The sequence below is a fragment of the Bacillus sp. FSL R5-0654 genome (genome assembly GCF_038008745.1).
GTDB classification, from domain to species: domain Bacteria; phylum Bacillota; class Bacilli; order Bacillales; family Bacillaceae; genus Bacillus; species Bacillus safensis.
In genome coordinates, this window is the sequence record NZ_JBBOZV010000001.1 from 3,403,131 (window position 1) to 3,425,409 (window position 22,279).

General features: G+C 42.4%; 23 protein-coding genes. 2 read left to right on the forward strand and 21 right to left on the reverse strand.

Going from position 1 to position 22,279, the window contains the following annotated elements; all coding sequences use genetic code 11:
• Window positions 1-55 precede the first annotated feature (55 nt).
• From NSS76_RS17400 to prfA, 6 genes are all read right to left on the reverse strand, one after another.
• A complete protein-coding gene (locus NSS76_RS17400; RefSeq protein ID WP_341082514.1) occupies window positions 56-1,108 on the reverse strand; it encodes an L-threonylcarbamoyladenylate synthase in 1,053 nt (350 codons plus the stop codon).
• A 161-nt stretch (window positions 1,109-1,269) separates the two neighbouring features.
• Window positions 1,270-1,713: a GNAT family N-acetyltransferase gene (locus NSS76_RS17405; protein WP_270126821.1), complete on the reverse strand. Its 444-nt coding sequence runs from the start codon at window positions 1,711-1,713 to the stop codon at window positions 1,270-1,272.
• Window positions 1,714-1,776: 63 nt separating this feature from the next.
• Window positions 1,777-2,430 carry a stage II sporulation protein R gene (gene spoIIR, locus NSS76_RS17410; protein ID WP_024423738.1) on the reverse strand — a complete coding sequence of 218 codons (654 nt, stop codon included), beginning with the start codon at window positions 2,428-2,430 and terminating at the stop codon, window positions 1,777-1,779.
• A 122-nt stretch (window positions 2,431-2,552) separates the two neighbouring features.
• Window positions 2,553-3,032, reverse strand: a complete 480-nt coding sequence (locus NSS76_RS17415; RefSeq protein WP_024423739.1) for a hypothetical protein — start codon at window positions 3,030-3,032, stop codon at window positions 2,553-2,555.
• Window positions 3,033-3,173: 141 nt separating this feature from the next.
• Entirely contained in the window at window positions 3,174-4,058 is an 885-nt protein-coding gene (gene prmC, locus NSS76_RS17420; protein WP_073207727.1) for a peptide chain release factor N(5)-glutamine methyltransferase, read from the reverse strand.
• Window positions 4,048-5,115, reverse strand: a complete 1,068-nt coding sequence (gene prfA, locus NSS76_RS17425; protein WP_024423741.1) for a peptide chain release factor 1 — start codon at window positions 5,113-5,115, stop codon at window positions 4,048-4,050. Before prfA ends, prmC begins: the two co-directional genes overlap by 11 nt.
• A 210-nt stretch (window positions 5,116-5,325) precedes the next feature.
• Between prfA and racA the strand changes: the two genes are divergently transcribed.
• Complete coding sequence (racA, locus tag NSS76_RS17430) at window positions 5,326-5,874, forward strand: chromosome-anchoring protein RacA (RefSeq protein WP_073207730.1); 549 nt, start codon at window positions 5,326-5,328, stop codon at window positions 5,872-5,874.
• A gap of 35 nt (window positions 5,875-5,909) precedes the next feature.
• Here the strand turns inward: racA and NSS76_RS17435 are convergent, their stop codons facing one another.
• The 10 genes from NSS76_RS17435 to NSS76_RS17480 form a co-directional block, all read right to left on the reverse strand.
• The gene (locus NSS76_RS17435; protein WP_024423743.1) at window positions 5,910-6,866 is read right to left on the reverse strand and encodes an AEC family transporter; all 957 of its coding nucleotides are present in this window, start codon (window positions 6,864-6,866) and stop codon (window positions 5,910-5,912) included.
• A 90-nt stretch (window positions 6,867-6,956) separates the two neighbouring features.
• The gene (gene malS / locus NSS76_RS17440; protein ID WP_024423744.1) at window positions 6,957-8,657 is read right to left on the reverse strand and encodes an oxaloacetate-decarboxylating malate dehydrogenase; all 1,701 of its coding nucleotides are present in this window, start codon (window positions 8,655-8,657) and stop codon (window positions 6,957-6,959) included.
• Window positions 8,658-8,936: 279 nt separating this feature from the next.
• Window positions 8,937-9,539: a thymidine kinase gene (locus NSS76_RS17445; protein ID WP_024423745.1), complete on the reverse strand. Its 603-nt coding sequence runs from the start codon at window positions 9,537-9,539 to the stop codon at window positions 8,937-8,939.
• 87 nt (window positions 9,540-9,626) lie between these two features.
• Window positions 9,627-9,827 carry a 50S ribosomal protein L31 gene (gene rpmE, locus NSS76_RS17450; RefSeq protein WP_003215407.1) on the reverse strand — a complete coding sequence of 67 codons (201 nt, stop codon included), beginning with the start codon at window positions 9,825-9,827 and terminating at the stop codon, window positions 9,627-9,629.
• Window positions 9,828-9,959: 132 nt separating this feature from the next.
• Window positions 9,960-11,243 carry a transcription termination factor Rho gene (rho, locus tag NSS76_RS17455; protein ID WP_008354975.1) on the reverse strand — a complete coding sequence of 428 codons (1,284 nt, stop codon included), beginning with the start codon at window positions 11,241-11,243 and terminating at the stop codon, window positions 9,960-9,962.
• A 365-nt stretch (window positions 11,244-11,608) separates the two neighbouring features.
• On the reverse strand, window positions 11,609-12,574 hold the full coding sequence (glpX, locus tag NSS76_RS17460; protein WP_012011567.1) for a class II fructose-bisphosphatase: 966 nt from the start codon (window positions 12,572-12,574) through the stop codon (window positions 11,609-11,611).
• 32 nt (window positions 12,575-12,606) lie between these two features.
• The gene (locus tag NSS76_RS17465) at window positions 12,607-13,896 is read right to left on the reverse strand and encodes a UDP-N-acetylglucosamine 1-carboxyvinyltransferase (protein ID WP_024423746.1); all 1,290 of its coding nucleotides are present in this window, start codon (window positions 13,894-13,896) and stop codon (window positions 12,607-12,609) included.
• A gap of 247 nt (window positions 13,897-14,143) precedes the next feature.
• The gene (fsa, locus tag NSS76_RS17470; RefSeq protein WP_024426351.1) at window positions 14,144-14,782 is read right to left on the reverse strand and encodes a fructose-6-phosphate aldolase; all 639 of its coding nucleotides are present in this window, start codon (window positions 14,780-14,782) and stop codon (window positions 14,144-14,146) included.
• A 111-nt stretch (window positions 14,783-14,893) separates the two neighbouring features.
• A complete protein-coding gene (locus NSS76_RS17475) occupies window positions 14,894-15,751 on the reverse strand; it encodes a class II fructose-bisphosphate aldolase (protein WP_024423748.1) in 858 nt (285 codons plus the stop codon).
• 178 nt (window positions 15,752-15,929) lie between these two features.
• On the reverse strand, window positions 15,930-16,304 hold the full coding sequence (locus NSS76_RS17480) for a response regulator (protein WP_003214681.1): 375 nt from the start codon (window positions 16,302-16,304) through the stop codon (window positions 15,930-15,932).
• 180 nt (window positions 16,305-16,484) lie between these two features.
• Between NSS76_RS17480 and NSS76_RS17485 the strand changes: the two genes are divergently transcribed.
• Window positions 16,485-17,015 (forward strand): DUF2529 domain-containing protein, encoded by a 531-nt coding sequence (locus NSS76_RS17485; RefSeq protein WP_149126191.1) that lies wholly within the window; start codon window positions 16,485-16,487, stop codon window positions 17,013-17,015.
• Between the two features lie 40 nt (window positions 17,016-17,055).
• On the opposite strand, the gene pyrG is transcribed toward NSS76_RS17485, so the two are convergent.
• From pyrG to NSS76_RS17510, 5 genes are all read right to left on the reverse strand, one after another.
• Window positions 17,056-18,663 carry a glutamine hydrolyzing CTP synthase gene (pyrG, locus tag NSS76_RS17490; RefSeq protein WP_341082517.1) on the reverse strand — a complete coding sequence of 536 codons (1,608 nt, stop codon included), beginning with the start codon at window positions 18,661-18,663 and terminating at the stop codon, window positions 17,056-17,058.
• A 239-nt stretch (window positions 18,664-18,902) separates the two neighbouring features.
• Window positions 18,903-19,442, reverse strand: a complete 540-nt coding sequence (gene rpoE, locus NSS76_RS17495) for a DNA-directed RNA polymerase subunit delta (protein WP_024423751.1) — start codon at window positions 19,440-19,442, stop codon at window positions 18,903-18,905.
• 216 nt (window positions 19,443-19,658) lie between these two features.
• Entirely contained in the window at window positions 19,659-19,856 is a 198-nt protein-coding gene (locus NSS76_RS17500) for a hypothetical protein (protein WP_073207731.1), read from the reverse strand.
• A 146-nt stretch (window positions 19,857-20,002) separates the two neighbouring features.
• A complete protein-coding gene (locus NSS76_RS17505) occupies window positions 20,003-21,145 on the reverse strand; it encodes an acyl-CoA dehydrogenase (protein WP_087977765.1) in 1,143 nt (380 codons plus the stop codon).
• Between the two features lie 16 nt (window positions 21,146-21,161).
• Window positions 21,162-22,274, reverse strand: a complete 1,113-nt coding sequence (locus NSS76_RS17510; RefSeq protein WP_044330936.1) for an acyl-CoA dehydrogenase family protein — start codon at window positions 22,272-22,274, stop codon at window positions 21,162-21,164.
• Window positions 22,275-22,279: the final 5 nt, after the last annotated feature.

Below are 22,279 nucleotides of genomic sequence, written 5' to 3' on the forward strand. Positions count from 1 at the left end.
TCCCCCTTGGACACACATTCTTCTTTAACCTATGTTTGTCCAAGAAAGGTTAGAACTATTGGAACGAAGGGAGTGTACGCCCTCCTGCGGCTTTTTGCAGACGGTTCATAATGGCAGAACCAACTCCCTGCTCTGAAAAGGCTTCTGAAATGATCAAGTCTACATCTGTTTCATCAAATTGTCTCAATACACGATAAAGGTTTGCAGCAACCGTTTCAGGTTTTTCTCTCCATCCACAGCTGTACACAACATCTGCCGCAAACAGCGATTTCTTTTCTTCTGTTGTCAGCACTCCGACTTTTAGCCCTTCAGCTCTGTATTTCTGAATGTGACACTGCATGTCTTCATCACTTCCATGAAAGATATACATCTTGGCTTCAGGTGCATAATGTGTGTATTTCATTCCCGGCGATACAGGCGCTTCGTCCTTTTTTGTCAGCCCTGGGTCCACACTCACCGTTCCGACTACCTCTTCTAATGCTTCTTTTGTAATCCCGCCTGGTCTTAAAATCACTGGGGTCTCACCGATACAGGATACAACCGTTGACTCAACGCCAATACCTGTTGAACCGCCATCCACAATCCCAGCGATTCTTCCTTCGAGATCACTGGCTACATGGTCAGCTTGTGTTGGTGAAGGTTTTCCCGAACGATTGGCACTTGGTGCAGCAATTGGCAGACCCGCTGCTCGGATGAGCTCAAGCGCAATGGGATGGTCAGGCATTCTCACACCTACTGTGGATAAACCTGCTGTAACCTGCTTTGATAAAGTGCCCGGTTTACACGGAAGAACAATGGTTAAGGCGCCCGGCCAAAAGGCATCCATCAGCGCCTTCGCTTTTTCGCTTTCTATTTGTGCAAATTCGTGAAGCTGCTGAACCTCCGCAATGTGAACAATCAACGGATTATCACTCGGACGCCCTTTCGCTTCATAAATTTTCATCACGGCTTCTGTCTCTTTCGCATTTGCCCCGAGTCCGTAAACGGTCTCTGTCGGGAAAGCAACCACTTCATTTTGCTGCAGCAGATCGGCCGCCTGTTTAATTTGTGGATAGTATGTGGATAAATCCTTTTCTAAATCCACAGACCACCTTTTTGTATTTAACATCATACAAACTCCTTTTAAAAAAGATAAAACTGTTGATATATCTCAATTATCCTTTTGAAAGTATAAAAGATGATGATCAATAAAACAAGCGTTGTCCACAATTTGTGGATAACGCTTGTTTTGTAGTGGATAAGTATGTGTATAAGTCCATCATTTTGTGATTAACTGCCTTTTTTTTGCAGGACCACAGCCTGTTCTTTCCCCAATGTCTCTTTTGCATGCGCGGAGCTCCACATGCTTTCTGGAATTTCCTTTAAAGGCGTAAAGCCCATTAATGCCAAAAAATCATGGGAAGAGGAATGGTTTGCGACGACATAAAAAGTATCCACACCCATTTTTTCACCGAGCGTTTGAACACTTTGGAACAAAGAGACAATGTGTCCCTGACCGAGCTTATCTGATATGACAAGAGACCGCAGCAATCCCTCTTGTTCATTGAGCTGTTCAAGACCTAAGCAGCCTGCCAGCTGACCATCCGCATCTTCCATCACTACAAATGCCGTTCGCTCTGCAAGCGTTACTCCGCCTTTTGCTTGTCCCTTTTCAAGAAAAGCATTGATCGCCGGGACATCTTCTTCTGTAGCTATTCTTAATTGATAATACATGCTTTCACCTCTTTTTGATCTCTTACTTCAACTCTATGAGGCAAAAACCGATTTATACCTTTTTTAAGAGAAAAGACTAGAGACCCATTCGAACAAAAAGAACTTCACTTCACCTGTCTCTTCTTCCTCTTCTTTCACCACTTCATTAACAGACTCTTTCGTTTGCTGCGCTGTCACTTGTTTATCATCATCCCCTTCTGGTGAGGCGATGGCTTCTCCGTTTGAAAAATCGATAAAGCAGAGCGGCGGAAATAACACACACCACCAGTTGGCACCGTCTCCTTCTCCAAGCGTAATTAAAATGGCTTCATATTTCCCAGCAGGGTAGACGAAATTTCCATAGAGCTTTGTTGGAAATGAAGCTTTTTGAAAACTGACCGATACGGATTGATCTATGTGCTGTTCCTTCAATTTCGCTTTAGCAATACGATTGATTTCTGGCAGCTTTGATCGAATGACACGTCTTGCTTCTTCAATGGATGTGAGGTCTTTGACCCACTCCGTCATATTCGCATTGACCTCGTCACGAATACTTCTTTTCACATCCTGATCAGCTGAACGATCACTATTTGCTAAAATGCGTAATCGAATCGCTTCATCTGGTATAACAACAGGCTGATTTGCAGAAGCAGCCGCTGTCTCCTCTCTGCCAAGGTTTGCAAAAGCACCGCATAATAATAGAAACATATAAAGACAAATCATCGTTTTACTTTTCAACATTGTGTGTTCCCCCCACTTTTTCTCTTCGCTACAAACATTGTGTCCAGGAAACTCATTTCATAAACAGTCAATATGAATTTTTTAATAGATTATGAGTCAAAACAAAAAAGCCGTTCTCATTAAGAACGACTTTTGAGTGAGGATTGGTAGTCAGAAGGGTATAGTCTCCCATCCCAATCTCGGCTGATTTTTAAACCAGATTCTGTTTTGATGACAGTCATGGCTCCTTTTTTCTCGATTTCTTTTTTGACTTTCCCTTTTTGATCGATAAATTGGATCACCATTTCATAGTTAAATTCAATTCTGTCATCGCTTTCATCTGAAGGCGTAAACATAATTTTCTTCAGCTTAATTTGACAATCTTGATCCTTCGCCGCTTCTAATATGCTCGGGAACATGCTGTCTTGTGTATATTCTTGATATTCATGTTCGGTTAAATAAACCTTCAGCTTCTCTTTCATGTCAGATAGGTCATCCGTTCGATTCACTGTGTATTGTGCTTTTTTATAGCTTTCTCCAAATGCTGCTGCCTCTTTTTTAAAGCTCGGTTTACCACAAGCACTCACAATCAATAGTACACTGACGATGACCAACACCATCGCATACCTTTTGTTCACACCATTCGCTCCTTCAAAACAAATTTATGTAAAAAATCATGATCAGAATGTTCATTCTTCTATATATACGTTTCTCTTTTACCATAAGTTTCATCTTTACATAATAAAATAGTCCGGCTTTCTTCAGCCGGACTTTCCGTTTTGAATGTGTGCGCAAACAGCTCGATCTTTTCCGTTAATATCTTTGACGATACAGACATCCGCTTTAGGAAATACCTGCTCAAGTAGCGCTGTGACATCTTGACCTTGCGTATGTCCAATTTCAAAGACAACAACTGCCTGATCACTCAGCACGCTGGGAAGATCATGAACGAGACGCTGATAAAACCACAAGCCATCACGTCCGTCCGTCAGCGCATTCACCGGCTCATGCTTCGTCACAACCTCAGACAGACTGTCCATTTCTTCCGCCGCAATATAAGGTGGATTGGAAATAAATACATCTACTTTAATGCCTTGAGCTATAACCGGTTCAAGCAAATCTCCATGTAAAAAATGAACGTCTGCACCGAGCGCTTGTTGATTCCGTTTTGCTACCGCAAGCGCTTCTTGTGAGATATCAGTTGCTGTGACAGATAGTGATTTTTTTTCAAGAGCCAGCGTAATCGCAATGGCTCCGCTTCCTGTGCCAACGTCAACTGCTTTGAGCGGCTGATCAGGCGGGAAAACGTCACCTACCAAATTGAGCGCCGCCAGAACAACTTCTTCCGTTTCAGGACGAGGAATAAGAACATGCTTGTTCACCTCGAAAGGACGTCCGTAAAAGAATTCAATACCCGTTAAATGCTGAACAGGAACACCCGACTTATGCTGTGTCACAAATTTGCTGAACAGTTGATCTTGCTCCTCAGGCAGCGCATCATGAAATCGTGCAAGAAGCTCACTTCTGCTCCAGCCGAGCACATGCATCAAAAGAAGCTCTGCTGCATTTTGGTCTCTGCCAGCTTCCGTTAACAAAGAAGAAGCCCATTTAAGGGCTTCGAAGATTGTTCGCTCTTTATTTTGCATCTTGAAGCTTTCTTGCTTGGTCTTCCATAATTAGTGCATCAATGACCTCGTCAAGTTTTCCTTCTAAAATTTGATCAAGCTTTTGAATCGTCAATCCGATGCGGTGGTCTGTTACACGGTTTTGCGGGAAGTTGTACGTACGGATACGCTCTGAACGATCCCCTGTTCCAACCGCAGATTTACGTGTTTGATCATATTCAGCCTGTGCTTCACGCTGGAATTTATCATAAATTCTCGCACGAAGTACTTTCATGGCTTTTTCTTTGTTTTTAATTTGTGATTTCTCATCCTGACAGGACACAACAACACCTGTTGGAAGGTGAGTTAATCGAACAGCAGACATGGTCGTATTGACACTTTGTCCGCCAGGTCCGCTTGATGCAAATGTATCCACACGGATATCTTTTTCATGGATATCAATTTCAACTTCCTCAGCCTCAGGTAATACAGCGACTGTCGCAGTAGATGTATGGATCCGTCCGCCTGATTCTGTTTCTGGAACACGCTGCACGCGGTGTGCACCATTTTCAAACTTTAGTTTGGAGTATGCGCCTTTCCCGCTGATCATAAAGATGATTTCTTTATAACCGCCTGTGCCAGTGACACTCGCTTCCATCACTTCCGTTTTCCAGCCTTGCATTTCAGCATAACGGCTGTACATACGGTAAAGGTTTCCTGCAAAAAGAGCAGCTTCTTCTCCACCCGCTGCACCACGAACCTCCACAATAACGTTCTTATCGTCATTCGGATCTTTCGGGATCAGCAAGATTTTCAGCTCGTCTTCTAAACGTTCCGTTTCTTCTGTGAGCTCTGAAATTTCTTCTTTGACCATGTCGCGCATCTCGGCATCCAGCTTCTCTTCGAGCATTGCTTTTGCATCATTCAGCTGATCGTATGCCGCACGATATTGTCTATATACCTCAACAGTTTCTTGAATATCGGATTGTTCTTTCGAATATTCACGAAGCTTCTTAGGGTCGTTCACCACTTCAGGGTCACTTAAATATTCATTTAGCTTTTCATAGCGTTCTTCAATTGATTTTAAACGGTCTAACATGGTCTTCACCTCTGTTTTGTGCGTAACAGTCTAATTATAGTATAGCGGGGTATGACAGTCAAAAAAATTTCCAAAACAATTGATTTTCTGCAATTTTTCGCTAGAAAACACGATCTTTGGCGATTGGTTACTTGTTTTGTCTAACGTGAAGGAACAGGAACTCTTAAAAGAGAATGGTACTTGTAATTGAAAAAAGGGAGGGCATTTGGTTTGAATACAAATGAGGTTGCAAAGGAAATTGGTGTTTCTTCAAAGACGATTCAGCGTTGGGTCAAACAGCTCAACATCCCTGTCGCCCGGAATGAACTTGGACATTATGAATTTCATGAAGATATCGTACAGCTGCTCAAAGAGGTCAAACACCAAATGAGTGAAGGTGTGATCCTCCAAGACATTCAACTGCCAATCCATAAGGAAACCGTTCGTCAATCAGCACCTGCTGCCGAAACTGATGTCTCCATACAGCGGATTGAAGCATTAGAAAAGCAAGTGAAAGAGCTTATTCAGCAGCAATTACACGTCACTGATGTAGAAGACCGCCTGCAAGAACTTGAACGGAAATTGGCTAAAAAGGCAGATGAAGGTGTATCGTATCAGCTGCTTCAGCACCGCAGAGAAATTGAAGACTTATCCACAAAATTTGACCGCCTCGCCGCAGCCTTGAAACAACCGTCACAAGTAGAAGAAAAAAAGGAAACCGCACACCCCGACATCAAAAAAAAGCGTGTACTCTTCCCTCTGTTTCATTCATTTCGCTAAGAAAGGCTGCCTCGTTTGGCAGCCTTTCTACTATATTATACGGTAAGTGCAATAATGATCGGTAATGTGATGAGTGACATGATGGCACTGATCACAAATGCGGATGCAGTTTCCGCCTCTTGTTTTTCAAATCGTGTTGCGATCATTGCTGCAACAGCTGAACCTGGGAAGGCTACAAGTAATACAGCTTTTGTAATTTCATCAGCCGAAAGACCCATAAGAACAGCAATAAAATACATAAGTAATGGTTGTACAGCTACTTTTAGCAATGCAATACTGAAGGCTGGCAAGCTTAATTTAATTTTGCGGATACCAACAGTGACACCGACTGCGAATAACGCAACCCCTGATGTGACGCTGCCAATTTCCTCTAACATTTCATGTCCGATTGCAGGAAGTTTAAATCCTAAAAGAACAAGAATGATACTGGCTAACGGTGCAAGTGCAAGCGGCTCTGATAAACCGTGCAAAATTGCTTTTGTCGTCATTTTTAGGAAGCTTTCGCCTTCTTTGGCTTTTCCTTTTGTTTTTTCACCGACAGTTGACACAATAATAGCAATTGGATCAAGCAATGCATTTACAACTATTCCGGTAATCGCAATCGGAATTGCAACCTCTTGAGCCCCAAATAAACTGCCCAAGACCGGAATCCCCATAAATGCAAAGGTCGGTTGTGCTGAGTTTAACGAGAAAACAGAAGAATCTGTTAAATCATATTTAAAAGCAAATTTCGTAACTAAAAGGATAATGATATAAAAACCAACGATTCCGAAAATCAATGCAACGAAAAATGGAATTTGACTATAGAATTTATCTTTTGGTGTTGACAGAATACTGGCGATAAAGTGCGCTGGTAAAGCATACTTTGTAACAAGTGTACTTACACCTTTTGCAGATTTAGCGTCATAGCTGCCGAAGTTCCCTGCGAACCAACCCAGCGCGATAACGAAAAAAATCGGTGCTAGGAGGATCAAAATATTTAAAAAGTCCATCTTACTCTTCCTCCTTAAATCCTTTACATGTTTCTTATTTATTGCGGCATTGCTTAGATTACCCGAAGCAATGCCGCGTTACACATTTTATTATGCTCTTACAATTTTTTTATATTCAGGAATCCACATTGCGTCTTTCACAGCTTGTTCGATGTTGTCAGGCGTTTTTCTTGCGACACCATCTTCAATTGCTGCTTTCGCTACTTCAACAGCTACATGAATTGACACTTCTTGCAATTTATCAATACTTGGAAGAAGACCAGCACCTGGTTTCTCATGATCAACCATTTCAGCAATTGCATTCGCAGAAGCAACGAACATGCCTTTTGTGATGATTTTTGATTCTGTTACGATTGAACCAAGACCAAGTCCAGGGAAAACGAACGCATTGTTTGATTGTCCGATTTCATGTTCAATTCCGTTATACTCAACGTTTTCGAACGGGCTTCCTGTTGCAACAAGCGCACGGCCGTCAGTCCATTTGAATAGATCCTCTGGCACAGCTTCAGCAAGCGGTGTTGGGTTAGACATTGGCATGATCACTGGACGCTCTGTATGAGCTGCCATTTCTTTAATGATTTCTTCAGTGAATGCGCCGCCTTGACCTGATGTACCGATAAGGATGGTCGGCTTCACCCTGCGAACAGTTTCAGCAAATGAGATTTGCCCTTTTTCATCGCGTGCCCAACCTTCTACTTCATCAGAAGTACGCAGGTATGGTTTTTGGAAATCAAGCACTTCATCTTCAAATTGATCTGTTAGCAATCCTCTGTAGTCTAATGTCCAGAATGCATTGTTTGCTTCTTCTTCTGTTAGACCTTCAAGAACCATTGTGTCACGCATTTGATCTGCGATTCCAATACCAGCTGATCCAGCTCCGAAGATGACAACACGGTGATCTTTCAATTGAGTACCAGTTTTCTTGACAGCTGCAAGAACACCCGCTAAAGTAATGGCACCAGTACCTTGAATATCATCGTTGAACGTTAAGATGTTATCGTTGTATTTTTTCATGATGTTACGCGCATTTTTGTTTCCAAGGTCTTCCCAGTGAAGTAATGCTTTCGGGAAGAATTTAAGTGCTGCTTTCACATAAGCATCAATGAATTCTTCGTATTTTTCACCTTGTACACGTTTATGATGGTTCCCAATGTATAATGGATCATTCAATAATTTTTCATTGTTTGTTCCAACATCTAATACAACTGGAATCACGCGGCTAGGATCAATACCTGCTGCAGCCGTGTAAACAGCTAATTTACCGATTGCGATGTTGATACCACCAACACCCCAGTCACCAATTCCAAGAATACTCTCAGAGTCAGTTGCAACGATGAGGTCAATATCTCCAGCAGTTGCGTGCAAGTTTTCAAATGCTTTCTCGATTCCGTCAATGTCGTCGATTGAAAGATAGACACCATGAGGTCTTCTGTATTCATGGCTGTATTCTTGAATCGCTTCACCAACAGTTGGTGTGTACACAACTGGAAGCATTTCACGAAGCTTTTCTGTTAGAAGCTTGTAGAACAATACTTCGTTACGGTTTTGCAAATCACTTAAGTATACGTTTTGACGAAGACGATCCGGCTGAGCTAGAAACTGCTTGTACGCTCTTTCCGCTTGCTGTTCTAAAGTTAGAACCGTTGGAGGAAGTAAGCCTTCTAGTCCAAGCTCTTGTCTTTCTTCTTCAGAGAAAGCAACGCCTTTGTTCAACGTTGGAATCGATAATACATCTTTACCTGTCAAAGTGGTTTCGAGGTACCCTTCTTTTGTTTTCTTCACGTTGTTCATCAAAAACTACCCTCTTTCTAAAATATAAATAAAGTGAACTATTAATCCAAAGAACGATTAAGGAGAAAAATCCTTAATCAAAAAAATTATGACAAGAAATCGAACTTTTCGTTTAAATGCTTTACACTACAGTTAGTCATTTTATGCCTGCTTATGACAAAACGCAAGCGTTGAAAATTAGATAATTTAATCGTAGTGTTATTTAATTTATTTAAGTACAAATGATGGGTGTTCAGCCAAAATCTCGAAAAACGAAACACAGCGGCATTTGCTATTTTTTTATTTGTCAAGTGTTGTACCAACATCAAGTCTTGGTACTTCATGGTGATGTCTGCATCGTGCTTCGTATGATTCCTGCGCACCTACTAAAATAATAGGATCATCATAGGATGCGGGTTTACCGTCGATCAAGCGTTGTGTTCTACTCGCTGGGGAGCCGCATACCGAACAAACTGCTTGAAGTTTTGTTACAAGCTCTGCACATGCCATTAAATGCGGAACAACACCAAATGGCTCTCCTCTGAAGTCTTGATCCAGGCCTGCAACAATGACTCGATAGCCTTGGTCAGCCAATTGAGTGACAATGTCAATGATTGTCTCATCAAAAAATTGCACCTCATCAATGCCAATGACATCGGTTCTTTCTGATATGTGCGTTATTATGTCTTTTGGTGAGGCTACTGCAATCCCATCTAATGATGAACCGTTATGTGACACAACTGAGCTTGTACTATATCGGTTATCAATCGCTGGTTTGAATATTTTTACTTCTTGTTTGGCAAAGGTGGCCCTTTTGGCTCTCCGAATCAATTCTTCCGACTTTCCAGAAAACATACTGCCGCAGATGACTTCAAGCCAACCGCTTTGTTTCATCACATACATAAGGTCTTCTCCCCCGTTTTAAAGTTCCATCAATCCACGTAAAAAAACAGGCAAGAACGGATTCCTGCCTGTTTATTGTATCTATTATTACTTAAGACCGTATTTTTTGTTAAAGCGGTCAACACGTCCATCAGCAGAAGCGAATTTTTGACGGCCTGTATAGAAAGGATGGCACTCAGAGCAAATCTCGATGCGTACCTCTTCTTTTACTGATCCAGTTTCAAACTCATTTCCACAAGCGCATTTGACTGTAGCTTTTTTGTAGTTAGGATGAATTCCTGTTTTCATCTACTGTCATCTCCTTCCGCCCTGAATCCAATTCGGAAACAGAGTTAATATCTCAGAAATAAATTCTGAAACGCACATGATAAAATTATAACAGTGTGAGTCTATGATTGCAAATGTATTTTTTCAGAGAAGCTATCTTCTTGATGCAGACATATTGGCTTGTTTCCATTCTTGCGTTAAAATATCGAAAAATTCTTGGTTTGTCTTTGTTTTTCTCATTTTGCGCATGAACTTCTCAGCGAAGTCAGGTGTATCTGACATCGATTTTCTCATCGCCCATAAACGATCAAGATGCTCTTTTGGCACAAGCAGTTCTTCTTTTCTCGTACCAGAACGGCGAATGTCGATCGCAGGGAAAATTCTTCTTTCGGCCAAAGAACGGTCCAAATGAAGCTCCATGTTCCCAGTTCCTTTAAACTCTTCATAAATTACGTCATCCATACGTGATCCTGTATCAACAAGTGCAGTGGCTAAAATCGTCAAGCTTCCGCCTTCTTCAATGTTACGCGCAGCACCAAAGAAGCGTTTTGGGCGATGGAAAGCCGCAGGATCAATACCGCCTGAAAGCGTTCGGCCGCTTGGCGGAATCACAAGGTTGTATGCACGAGCAAGCCTTGTGATGCTGTCCATTAAGATGATGACATCCTTTTTATGTTCAACAAGACGCATCGCACGCTCTAAGACAAGCTCTGCTACTTTAATGTGGTTTTCCGGTACTTCGTCAAAGGTTGAACTAACAACATCCCCTGCAACAGAACGTTCGATATCTGTTACTTCTTCTGGGCGTTCGTCAATCAAAAGGACAATCAGCTCTGCCTCTGGGTGATTTTCAGAAATGCTGTTGGCAATTTCTTTAAGCAAAATGGTTTTCCCAGCCTTAGGCGGTGCAACGATTAAACCACGCTGTCCAAATCCAACTGGCGCCATCATGTCCATAATTCTAGTAGACAGGTGATTAGGCTGTGTTTCAAGAATCATTTGACGGTCAGGAAATAGCGGTGTGAGTGCAGGAAAGTGAACACGTTCCTTTGCTGATTCTGGGTCGTCCCCATTTACCGCTTCTACATGAAGGAGGCCATAGTAGCGTTCATTCTCTTTTGGAGGTCGTACCTTTCCAGACACTTTATCTCCATTTCGTAAATCAAAGCGTCTGATTTGTGAAGCTGAAATATAAATGTCTTCAGAACTTGGGGAATAGTTAATCGGTCTTAAGAAACCAAATCCCTCAGACTGAATAATTTCAAGAACCCCTTCCATAAATAAGAGATCCTCTTGCTCAGCGTTCGCCTTTAAGATGGCAAAAATTAATTCTTTTTTTGTTAGTTTGCTGTAATAAGAGATTTTGTATCGTTTTGCTAACTCATACAGCTCTTTTAATTTCATATTTTCCAAAGATGAAATCGATACATCTTTCAATATGGACACCACACTTTTCTAGTCAATGTATTTCTTTACAAATGCATGACCATTGTATTTGATTAGCTTTTAATTCCGTTGTTGTTGGAATGACCTCGCTCTGATGGTAACGCTCCCACTCGTTTTATCGTGAAAGATAGGAACAATGTGAAATAGAGCTTTGTCAACATAGAGAAGGATAATGAGTATATCGTCATGATGCGGCAGTATTTAAACTTGTTGAAGCTTAAAAGAAGTAAATTCGCAGAAAATTTCGCAGCACTCTTTAGTTTTACCTCATTTGCAGAGAATATTCAACTTTTAAAAGAAAATGATATACATTTGACACCTATATGAAAAGCGGGTAATGAATACCCGCTTTCAGATTACGGACGAATGACAAGATTCGGTTTTTTCTTTAAGCTGTGTCTGCCGTCTACGAAACGAACCGTACCTGATTTCGCACGCATGACAACACTATGTGTTGTTCCAACAGAGCCTTTGAATTGAACACCTTTAAGTAATTCTCCGTCCGTTACACCTGTCGCTGCAAAAATGGCGTCATCTCCTTTTACGAGATCTTCCATTCTGAGGACTTTCCCAACATCCAGCCCCATTTTCTCACAGCGTCTTAGTTCTTCCTCACTTTGAGGAAGAAGCTTACCATGAATTTCACCACCAAGTGCCTTTAACGCAACAGCAGAAAGGACACCCTCAGGCGCTCCGCCTGAACCAAATAGAATATCAACACCTGTGTGATCAAATGCTGTATTAATGGCTCCTGCAACGTCACCATCGTCGATCAGTTTAATTCTTGCTCCTGCTTCTCTCAGTTCAGCAATAATTTTCTCATGTCGATCTCTGTTTAAAATCGTTGCAACCACATCTTCAATATCTTTGTTTTTTGCTTTTGCAACAGCGCGAAGATTATCAATGACAGGCGCTTCAATGTCGATGCAGCCTACCGCTTCTGGACCTACTGCGATCTTATCCATGTACATATCAGGTGCATTCAGCAGGTTGCCATGATCTGCAACTGCAATGACAGCTAAGGCATTCCAGCCGCCGCTTGCCACAATGTTTGTTCCTTCTAATGGATCAACAGCGACATCCACGCGAGGTCCATATCCGTTCCCAAGCTTTTCCCCAATATAAAGCATTGGTGCTTCGTCCATTTCTCCTTCGCCAATGACCACTGTTCCCTTCATCGGAATGGTGTCAAATACATCACGCATTGCACTTGTTGCAGCATCATCCGCTTCGTCTTTTAATCCTCTTCCCATCCAACGGGCAGATTTTAATGCAGCTGCTTCTGTCACCCGTACTAGTTCCATCGATAAACTTCTTTCCATTTTTGTCCAAATCTCCTCTCACAGTCAAAGCCTTATGAATTTTGAAGTTCTTCTATTTCTTGGTCATTCAGCTTTTCACGCCAGATGGTTGCACCCAAGCCTTCAAGCTTCTTCTCAAGCAAACTATATCCTCTGTCTATATGTTCAAGCCCTGTGATTTCGGTCACACCGTCTGCCATTAGCCCTGCGACAACAAGGCAAGCACCTGCACGCAGATCACTTGCTTTGACCTTTGCTCCTTGGAGCTGCGTTTGTCCGGTAATAATAGCAGATCTTCCTTCGACCTTCATGTTTGCACCCATTCGACGCAATTCGTCAATGTGCTTAAAGCGGGCTGAGTAGATCGTATCTGTGACCACACTCGTACCTTTCGCTTTTGTTAACAGCGCCGTCATCGGCTGCTGAAGGTCAGTCGGAAAGCCCGGATACACAAGGGTTTTGATATCGACAGGCTTGAGTCCTTCGTTTCTGCCAACGATCAGCATCTGATCGTTGCTCGTTTCAATGGTGAACCCCATTTCTCTAAGTTTCGCCGTAATTGATTCTAAATGAGTTGGGATCACATTATCAAGTACAACTTCATCTCCCATCGCTGCACCAGCTATTAAAAATGTTCCTGCTTCGATGCGGTCAGGGATGATTGAATGCTTACAGCCATGAAGAGATTCTACACCTTCGATTCGAATGACATCGGTACCCGCACCTTTGATTTTGGCTCCCATGCTTGCAAGCAGTGTCGCTACATCAATAATTTCGGGTTCCTTTGCAGCATTTTCAATCACGGTTTTTCCTTCAGCCAGTACGGCTGCCAGCATGATGTTGATCGTCGCACCTACACTGACAACATCAAGATAAATCCGGGCTCCGACTAATTTTTCAGCACGCAAATAAATCGCACCCTGCTCGTTTGTCACCTCGGCTCCAAGTGCTTCAAAGCCTTTGATATGCTGATCGATCGGCCTAGGTCCTAAGTGGCATCCTCCTGGCAGTCCGATGACAGCCTGCTTAAATCTGCCCAGCATGGCGCCCATTAAATAATAGGATGCACGCAGTTTCTTCACTTTTCCATTAGGAAGCGGCATACTGATCATGGAAACAGGATTCACAACCATTTCACCTTTTTCAAAAGTGACCTTTCCGCCAATTTCTTCTAACAGATCTCGTAATGTGTCGATATCTGATATATGCGGAAGGCCTTCAATGGTTACTGGAGAATCAGCAAGAATCGTGGCAGGAATCAGTGCCACAGCACTATTTTTCGCACCACTAATATGTACGGTCCCGCGCAAGGGATCACCGCCGGCAATGTTTAACTTTTCCATATTTGTCTCCCTTCTTAAAGAAGATCACTGTTGGAGTTATACTGTTTGTGGATGTCGCGCTTTAAAAGGTCTTGTCCAAAATTTAGCCAATATCAAGAGAAAGAATACAGGTTAAACGAAATTTGTCGGAAGAAAAATAATCGAAGCTTTGCGAGGCTGTGATGTTCTCTTCTTTGCACAAAACATTTCTTAGCGTTTATAAGGAAAACTGCGGCAAACGAGAGACGATCCCGCCTGCCACAATCATTTATTTATTCCAGTCTGCTAAAAATTGCTCAATGCCTGCATCCGTTAATGGGTGTTTCGTCAGCTGCTTGATGACTTTCAGCGGCATTGTGCCGATATGAGCACCTCTAAGCGCAGCTTCTGTCACATGCTGCGGATGACGAATAGATGCAGCAATGATTTGTGTATCTAATCCATGAACATCAAAAATAGTTTTCACTTCGCTGATGAGATCAAGACCATTTTGGCCAATGTCATCTAAGCGGCCAAGGAATGGAGAAACATACGTCGCACCAGCTCTAGCTGCTAGAAGTGCCTGGTTTGCACTAAAAATCAATGTGACGTTTGTTTTAATTCCAAGGTCTGTTAATGCTTTGACAGCTTTAAGGCCATCTGTAGTCATTGGAATTTTGACCGTGATATTCGGTGCGATGGCAGCTAGCTCTTTTCCTTCTTCAATCATTTCCTCTGCTTTTAAGGAAATCACTTCTGCACTGACAGAACCTGATACCACGTCAGTGATTTCGCGAAGGCGGTCGTGGAATGAGACGTCCTTTTCTTTCGCTACTAAACTAGGGTTTGTTGTGACGCCTGCTAATATGCCAAGCTCGTGCGCCTCTTTGATGTCTTCAATATTCGCTGTATCTACGAAAAATAACATAACTGTGCCACTCTCCTATCAATAAATTGTCTGAAATGTAAATTTGATTGCGCTTTCTCAAGATATGGAGAAAACCGCCTGTGACTCAGGCGGCTTTCGGTTCTCATCAAATTATGCTTGGTTAGAAGAACCAAATTCGCGCATTTTGCCGATAACAGTCGCTTTAATTGCGTCACGAGCTGGTCCAAGATATTTACGTGGATCATACTCTTCTGTTTTTGCAGCAAGTGTTTCGCGTACTGCTTTCGCAGAAGCAATTTGGTTTTCAGTGTTTACATTGATTTTTGCTGTACCAAGTGAAATTGCACGCTTGATGTCAGCAGTTGGGATACCTGTTCCGCCGTGAAGAACAAGTGGAAGACCAGTTGTTTTACCGATTTCTTCCATTTCAGCGAAACCAAGGTTTGGTTCACCTTTGTATGGACCATGTACTGAACCTAATGCAGGTGCAAGGCAGTCAATACCAGTGCGTTCTACAAGCTCTTGGCACTCTTTTGGATCAGCATAAATAACGCCTTCAGCGATGACGTCATCTTCTTGCCCACCAACAGTTCCAAGTTCAGCTTCTACAGACACACCATGGAAATGTGCAAGTTCAACGACTTTCGCAGTTGTTTCCACATTCTCATCGAATGGATGGTGAGAAGCATCGATCATGACAGAAGTAAATCCTGCATGAATCGCTTTTGCACAAGATTCAAAGCTTGAACCGTGATCTAAATGAATCGCAACAGGAACTGTTACATTATATTCTTCGATTAACGCTTTAACCATTGCGACAACTGTTTTGAAGCCGCCCATGTAGCGTCCTGCTCCTTCAGATACTCCTAAGATAACAGGAGATTTCTCTTCTTCAGCAGCTTGTAAAATCGCTTGCGTGAATTCTAAGTTATTTAAGTTAAACTGTCCAACAGCGTAACCTTTTTCCTTTGCGTCTTTCAACATTTCTGTCATTGAAACTAAAGGCATGATGAAAAATCCTCCCTATGTAGCTAATTTGCTTGCTAAAAAAAGCTCTCCACCCTAGCATGACCAGAATTTCTCGCCATATGTAAACTTTCAAAGTCAGATCGCTTTCTTCTTCTTTTCTAGAATACCAATTATTCGACAAATCGGCAACAGAATGACTCGATTCAATCATTTCCATCTAGCCATTTGTTTCAAGCGGCAGGTATTCTTTAACAGCATCTCGGATTTCATCAATATCAAAAGGCTTAGCGAAGTGCGTCAATGCACCGAGTTCTTTGGATTCTTGGATCATATCTAATTCTCCATAGGCTGTCATAATGATGACACGAATGTCTTCATCAATTAATTTCATTCGTTTTAAAATTTCGATACCATCCATTCCGGGAATTTTCATATCAAGCAGGACAAGGTTCGGTCTATGGTTTTTCACAATATCTAATGCCTGAAGTCCATTGGCAGCTTGAAAGGTTTGATAGCCTTCTTTATGAAACACTTCATTCAATAATATTCTAATACCGTACTGATCATCGACAATTAAAATTTTCTCATTCATCTGTTACACCCCATTGCTTTCATTTTTCGCCATAAAAAGAGCTGTTGTTAAATAATTCTGTTTGATTTTCACATTTCCTTTAATTATAATAGTTTACTTTACGACATTTTCTGAGCATTTTTCCTAATATTCTCTTTATATTCTATTATAAAATGATCTGACCGAAGGAGGAAATGAGTCTTGTTAAAAATTTTTACGACCCAGTTATCAGGTATTTTTTCACGTATTGGAGAAAAGCAGGGTGAAGCGATTGAGGACGGTGCACGCCTTCTTGCACAGGCTGTGGTCAGTGGACATGCCGTTTATTTTCATGGAAAGAATGAACTGGCTGCTGTCGCCCTAGAGGCATCTGAAAGCAAGGAGCCATTTCCCGGTGCGAAGGTACTGCCCCTCGATCAAAAGGAGCGCAGCTTACTTCATCCAAGTGACAGGGTGCTGCTATTTTATTCAGACCCAGAAGATCCAGAAATTCAATCTCTTGTCAAAGAACTGCACGAACAAGGGACGCCCGTTGTTGGTGTAGGACCGGCACAAAAGGAGCCGTCCACGATTGAAGAGTATTGTGATGTCCACATTGATTTCCAGCTCAAGAAACCGCTTGTGCCCGCTGAAGATGGGACAAGGTTTGGTTATCCTGCTTTAATGACCTGCTTATACGTCTACCACGCTCTATCGTTTACTGTGAAGGAAATCGTTGAGGAATATGAATAAAAAAACTGCCGAGAAGTGATATTCTCGGCAGTTTTTTGTTTTATTTTGATTCAGATGCTTGAAGTGAAGCACCAACGAAATCTCTAAATAACGGCTGTGGTCTTGTCGGTCTTGAAACAAATTCTGGGTGGAACTGAGAAGCAAGGAACCAAGGGTGATCCTTCAGCTCAATAATTTCAACAAGACGTCCGTCTGGACTTGTACCTGAGAAGACAAAGCCTGCTGCTTCCATTTGCTGTCTGTATTCGTTATTAAACTCGTAGCGATGACGGTGGCGTTCGTAGACCACTTCGTCATTGTATGCAGCAAATGCTTTTGAGTCTTCATTTAATTTACAAGGGTATAGACCGAGACGAAGTGTTCCGCCTAGATCATCTACATCCTTCTGTTCTGGAAGAAGGTCAATGATTGGGAATGCTGTTTCAGGATCAATTTCTGCTGAATGAGCTCCCTCAAGGCCTAATACGTTTCTCGCGTATTCGATAGATGCCACTTGCATTCCTAAGCAGATTCCGAAGAATGGCACTTTGTTTTCACGGGCATATTGTGTAGCAATGATTTTCCCTTCTACTCCGCGGTCTCCGAAGCCTCCAGGAACAATAATACCGTCAACATCTTGTACGAAATCAGCGATATTCTCTGCTGTCACTTCTTCTGCATTGATCCATTTAATTTGAACATCTGCATCAAACGCATAACCAGCATGACGAAGTGATTCAACGACTGAAATATAAGCATCTTGCAGCTCAACATACTTCCCTACAAGACCAATTGTGACTTGTTTCGAAAGGTTTTGCACTTTATCAACAAGCGCTGTCCACTCCGTCATGTCCGCATCTCGGCAGTCAAGTTTCATATGTTCACATACTAGCTTGTCCAGCCCTTGTTTTTGTAAATCAAGCGGAATGGAGTATAGCGTGTCTGCATCCTGACATTCGATAACAGCTTTTGTATCAATATCACAGAATAGCGCAATTTTGTCCTTCATATCTTGCGTCATTGGCATTTCCGTTCTGACCACGATGACGTTTGGCTGAATACCAAGACTGCGAAGTTCTTTTACACTATGCTGTGTTGGTTTTGTTTTCAATTCACCCGCTGCACGGATGTAAGGAACAAGGGTACAATGAATGTACATCACGTTTTCACGGCCGATGTCACTCTTCATTTGACGAATGGCTTCAAGGAATGGAAGGGATTCGATATCTCCTACTGTTCCGCCGATTTCTGTAATGACCACATCTGCACCCGTTTCTTTTCCGGCACGGTACACGCGGTCTTTGATTTCATTTGTAATGTGGGGAATGACCTGTACTGTTCCACCTAAGTAATCACCGCGGCGCTCTTTCTTCAGAACAGTAGAATAGATTTTACCAGTTGTGACGTTGCTGTACTTGTTTAAGTTAATATCAATGAAACGCTCGTAGTGACCTAAGTCAAGGTCTGTTTCCGCACCATCATCTGTGACAAAAACCTCACCGTGCTGGTATGGACTCATTGTCCCTGGGTCTACGTTGATGTATGGATCGAATTTTTGAATGGTAACATCCATCCCTCTATTTTTCAGAAGGCGGCCTAACGATGCAGCCGTGATTCCTTTTCCAAGTGAGGAAACAACTCCTCCTGTTACAAAAATATACTTTGTCATTTCGTATGCTCCTCTCTTTTTTACCCTTGCATGTCTACACATGCACAGCTTCATCCTTTTTAGAGTGTATCCCTAAATCTCTTGAAAAATAAGAAAGCTCCCTTTCAAATAAATGAAAGGGAGCGTAAATGAACGTATCTTTACGTACTCTTTTTTAGAGAGCCCAAAATACATACTACATAGTTCGCTCTCGAAAGTCAAGACGGTTTTGTCCTGTTTTGAAGACCGGTTTGAGAGGGTTATTTGTCTTCCTCATCATCGTCTAAATCGTCTTCATCAATCTCCGTTAAGCCGTCATCATCTTCATCATCATCTTCGTCGAAGTCTTCAAGATCTTCTTCAATTTCTTCATCATCGTCTAGGTCGAGATCATCGTCGTCTTCAACAAGATCAAGGTCTTCTTCAAGCTCGTCGATTTCTTCTTCCTCTTCGATCTCATCGAAGTCGTCTTCAACGACAGCTGCTTTTGATTTTTTCTTTTTCGCTTTTGTTTTCACAGCTGGCTGAACTTCTTCTTCGATTTGATCAACTGGATACCAGCTGCGAAGTCCCCATCTCTGATCACCTAACGAAATAAAGCGGCCATCTATATTTAAGTCTGTATAAAATTGAGCAAGTCGATCGTCAAGATCGGATTTTTGTATTCCTTGCAAACGGACAATTTCATCTATTAACTCGGAAAACGTAATTGGTGTTTTGCTGTCTCTGAAAATTTCATAAGCAAGTTCAACTAAAGACATTTGTTTGAGCTGTTCCTGTGAGTATTCTTTCAAACTCAAGGTCAGACACTCCCTTTCTATTACATGTATGTATCCATTTATCAGTGAAATAATAAGTATTTATACCTTATTCTTACGACAAACCATACCTCTCATTATAAACAAATTAGGGGAGTTTATGCCACCTTTATTGATGTTAATTTTTGATTTTTCTCACGGGGAGCACCTAGAGTGTGTACGGCATGCTTTTTGTCGTTCAGTTTTTTCTCGTCTGTTTTAAAATGGGATGTTCTGAATGAATGAGACAACGATAGGAATCGTGAATAACATTCCAGCAGACATGAGTACGATTAGTTTTCTGTAGCTGTTTTCTTTTTCTTCCTGCTTTTTTGGAGATTTGGAAAGCTCCGCGGACACCATGATCCAGATCACCATCGTGACGATTGCCAAAATGCCCATAAATGTTGAGTTCATCATCATAACCTCCATATTGATATTTTCCCTAATTTTAACATAACACGATGATGATATGGATGAACATTGACAATGCGCTTACATTTGAAAACTGCATGACGAACGAAAACAGACCACCTCACAATCAGGCGGTCTTTGCTTGTTTTCTACATATCTAGCAGTTTCCTTGAGATGACCAGACGCTGGATTTCCTGAGTTCCTTCATAAATTTGAGTGATTTTCGCATCACGCATGTATCGTTCGACTGGGTAATCCTTTGTGTAGCCGTACCCGCCGAAGATTTGAACCGCTTCTGTCGTCACCTTCATCGCTGTATCACCGGCAAAGAGCTTGGACATGGCTGATTCCTTTCCATACGGTAGGCCTTTCGTTTCAAGCCATGCCGCCTGATAAGTAAGCAGCCTTGATGCTTCAATCGCTGTTGCCATATCAGCCAGCTTAAAGGCGATCCCTTGCTGCTGAATGATTGGTTTGCCAAATTGTTTACGCTCCTTGGCATAATCAACCGCCGCATCAAGAGCGCCTTGAGCAATCCCAACCGCCTGTGCAGCAATGCCGTTTCTGCCGCCATCAAGCGTCATCATAGCTATTTTGAACCCTTCTCCTTCTTGACCGAGCCGATTCCTTTCATGTATTCGGCAATCTTCAAAACGAATTTCAGTTGTTGGCGATGAGCGTATACCCAGTTTGCTTTCCTTTTTGCCAACGGAAAAACCAGGTGTCTCTTTTTCTACAATAAAAGCAGTTGTATTTCGAGATGAAGCTTCTTGGTCTGTTACGGCAAACACAATATAATAATCTGCAATGCCTCCATTTGTAATAAAAATTTTCGCCCCGTTCAGGACATATTCACTGCCTGCCTTCACGGCCGTTGTCTTCATCCCGCCGGCATCTGAACCAGAACCGCTCTCAGTGAGCGCGTATGCTCCTATCTTCTGTCCTTCTGCAAGCGGCTTTAAGTAGTTCTCTTTTTGTTCCTTTGTTCCAAATGTATAGATTGGCCATGAAGCAAGAGATGTATGAGCGGACAGGGTGACGCCTGTAGAGGCGCACACTCTTGAAAGCTCCTCAACTGCTATGACGTAGGCTAAATAGTCACTGCCAATTCCGCCCACGTCTTCCGGCCAAGGGATACCCGTCAAACCGAGCTCCGCCATTTTGCGAAAAATAGATGGATCATATGTCTCTGTTTCGTCTCGCTTTGCTGCTGTTGGCTCCACTTCATTTTTCGCAAAGTCTCTCACCATTTTTTGAATCATTTCATGTTCATCACTTAATTGGAACTGCATCGTGAGCCACCTCGTTTCATATTAGCTGTTTACAGATGACCAGCCTTTGAATTTCACTTGTTCCTTCATAGATTTCACAAATTTTCGCATCACGAAAGTAACGTTCTGCTTGATAGCGATTCGTATAACCATCCATGCCTAGCAAATGGATCGCTTCTGTACTGATCTCTACCGCCGTTTTTGAAGCAAATAGCTTTGCCATTGATGCTTCCTTTGTGACCGGTCGATTTGCCTCTTTGAAAGAAGCCGCTTGATAGACGAGCAGTTTGGCTGCCTCAAGCTTCGCCGCCAAATCGCCCAGCCGAATGGTCGTTTCAAGACCTGCTGGATGCTTCTTTAAATAGGTCACTGCCTCGGTTAAAGCGGCTTCTGCAATGCCAAGGCTTTGAGCCGCAATTCCGATTCTCCCTGCATTTAGGCTGGACATGGCAATTTGAAAGCCCTCTCCTTCTGCACCGAGCAGCTGATCTTTTGGAATCCGCACGCCATCAAAATGAAGCGTGACTGTTTTTGAACCGTGCAGTCCCATCTTTTTCTCATCTTTTCCAATCGTAAATCCCGGCGTATCTTTCTCGACAATGAACGCCGATATATTTTTTCTCGCAGAAGCCGGATCAGTCACCGCAAAGACAAGATATATCTCTGCTTCTCCGCCGCTTGTGATAAAGATTTTCGTCCCATTTAATACATAATCGTCGCCCACACGCTCTGCTCTTAACTGAATACTGGAGGCATCTGATCCAGCCTTTGGTTCAGTCAAACAAAAGGCGCCCAGCTTCTTCCCGGATGCAAGCGGCGGCACATAAGTTTCTTTTTGTTCCTTCGTTCCAAAAGTCAAAATAGGCATCGTCACAACAGATGTATGAACGGACACAATGACACCGATGGTCGCACTCACTTTCGATAATTCATGGATTGCGATGATATACGTTGTAAAATCTGCTCCTAAGCCTTGATACGAAGCTGGTATTGGAATCCCAAGATAGCCTTGCCGTCCCATTTCACTTAAAAGGTTTTTTGGAAACCGGCCTTGTTCCATGGCTTCTACTTCAGGGAATATACGCTGGCGTGCAAATTCTGCTGTCTGTTCTCTCCAGAGACGCTGTTTATCCGTAAGCAAAACATCCATCTTGA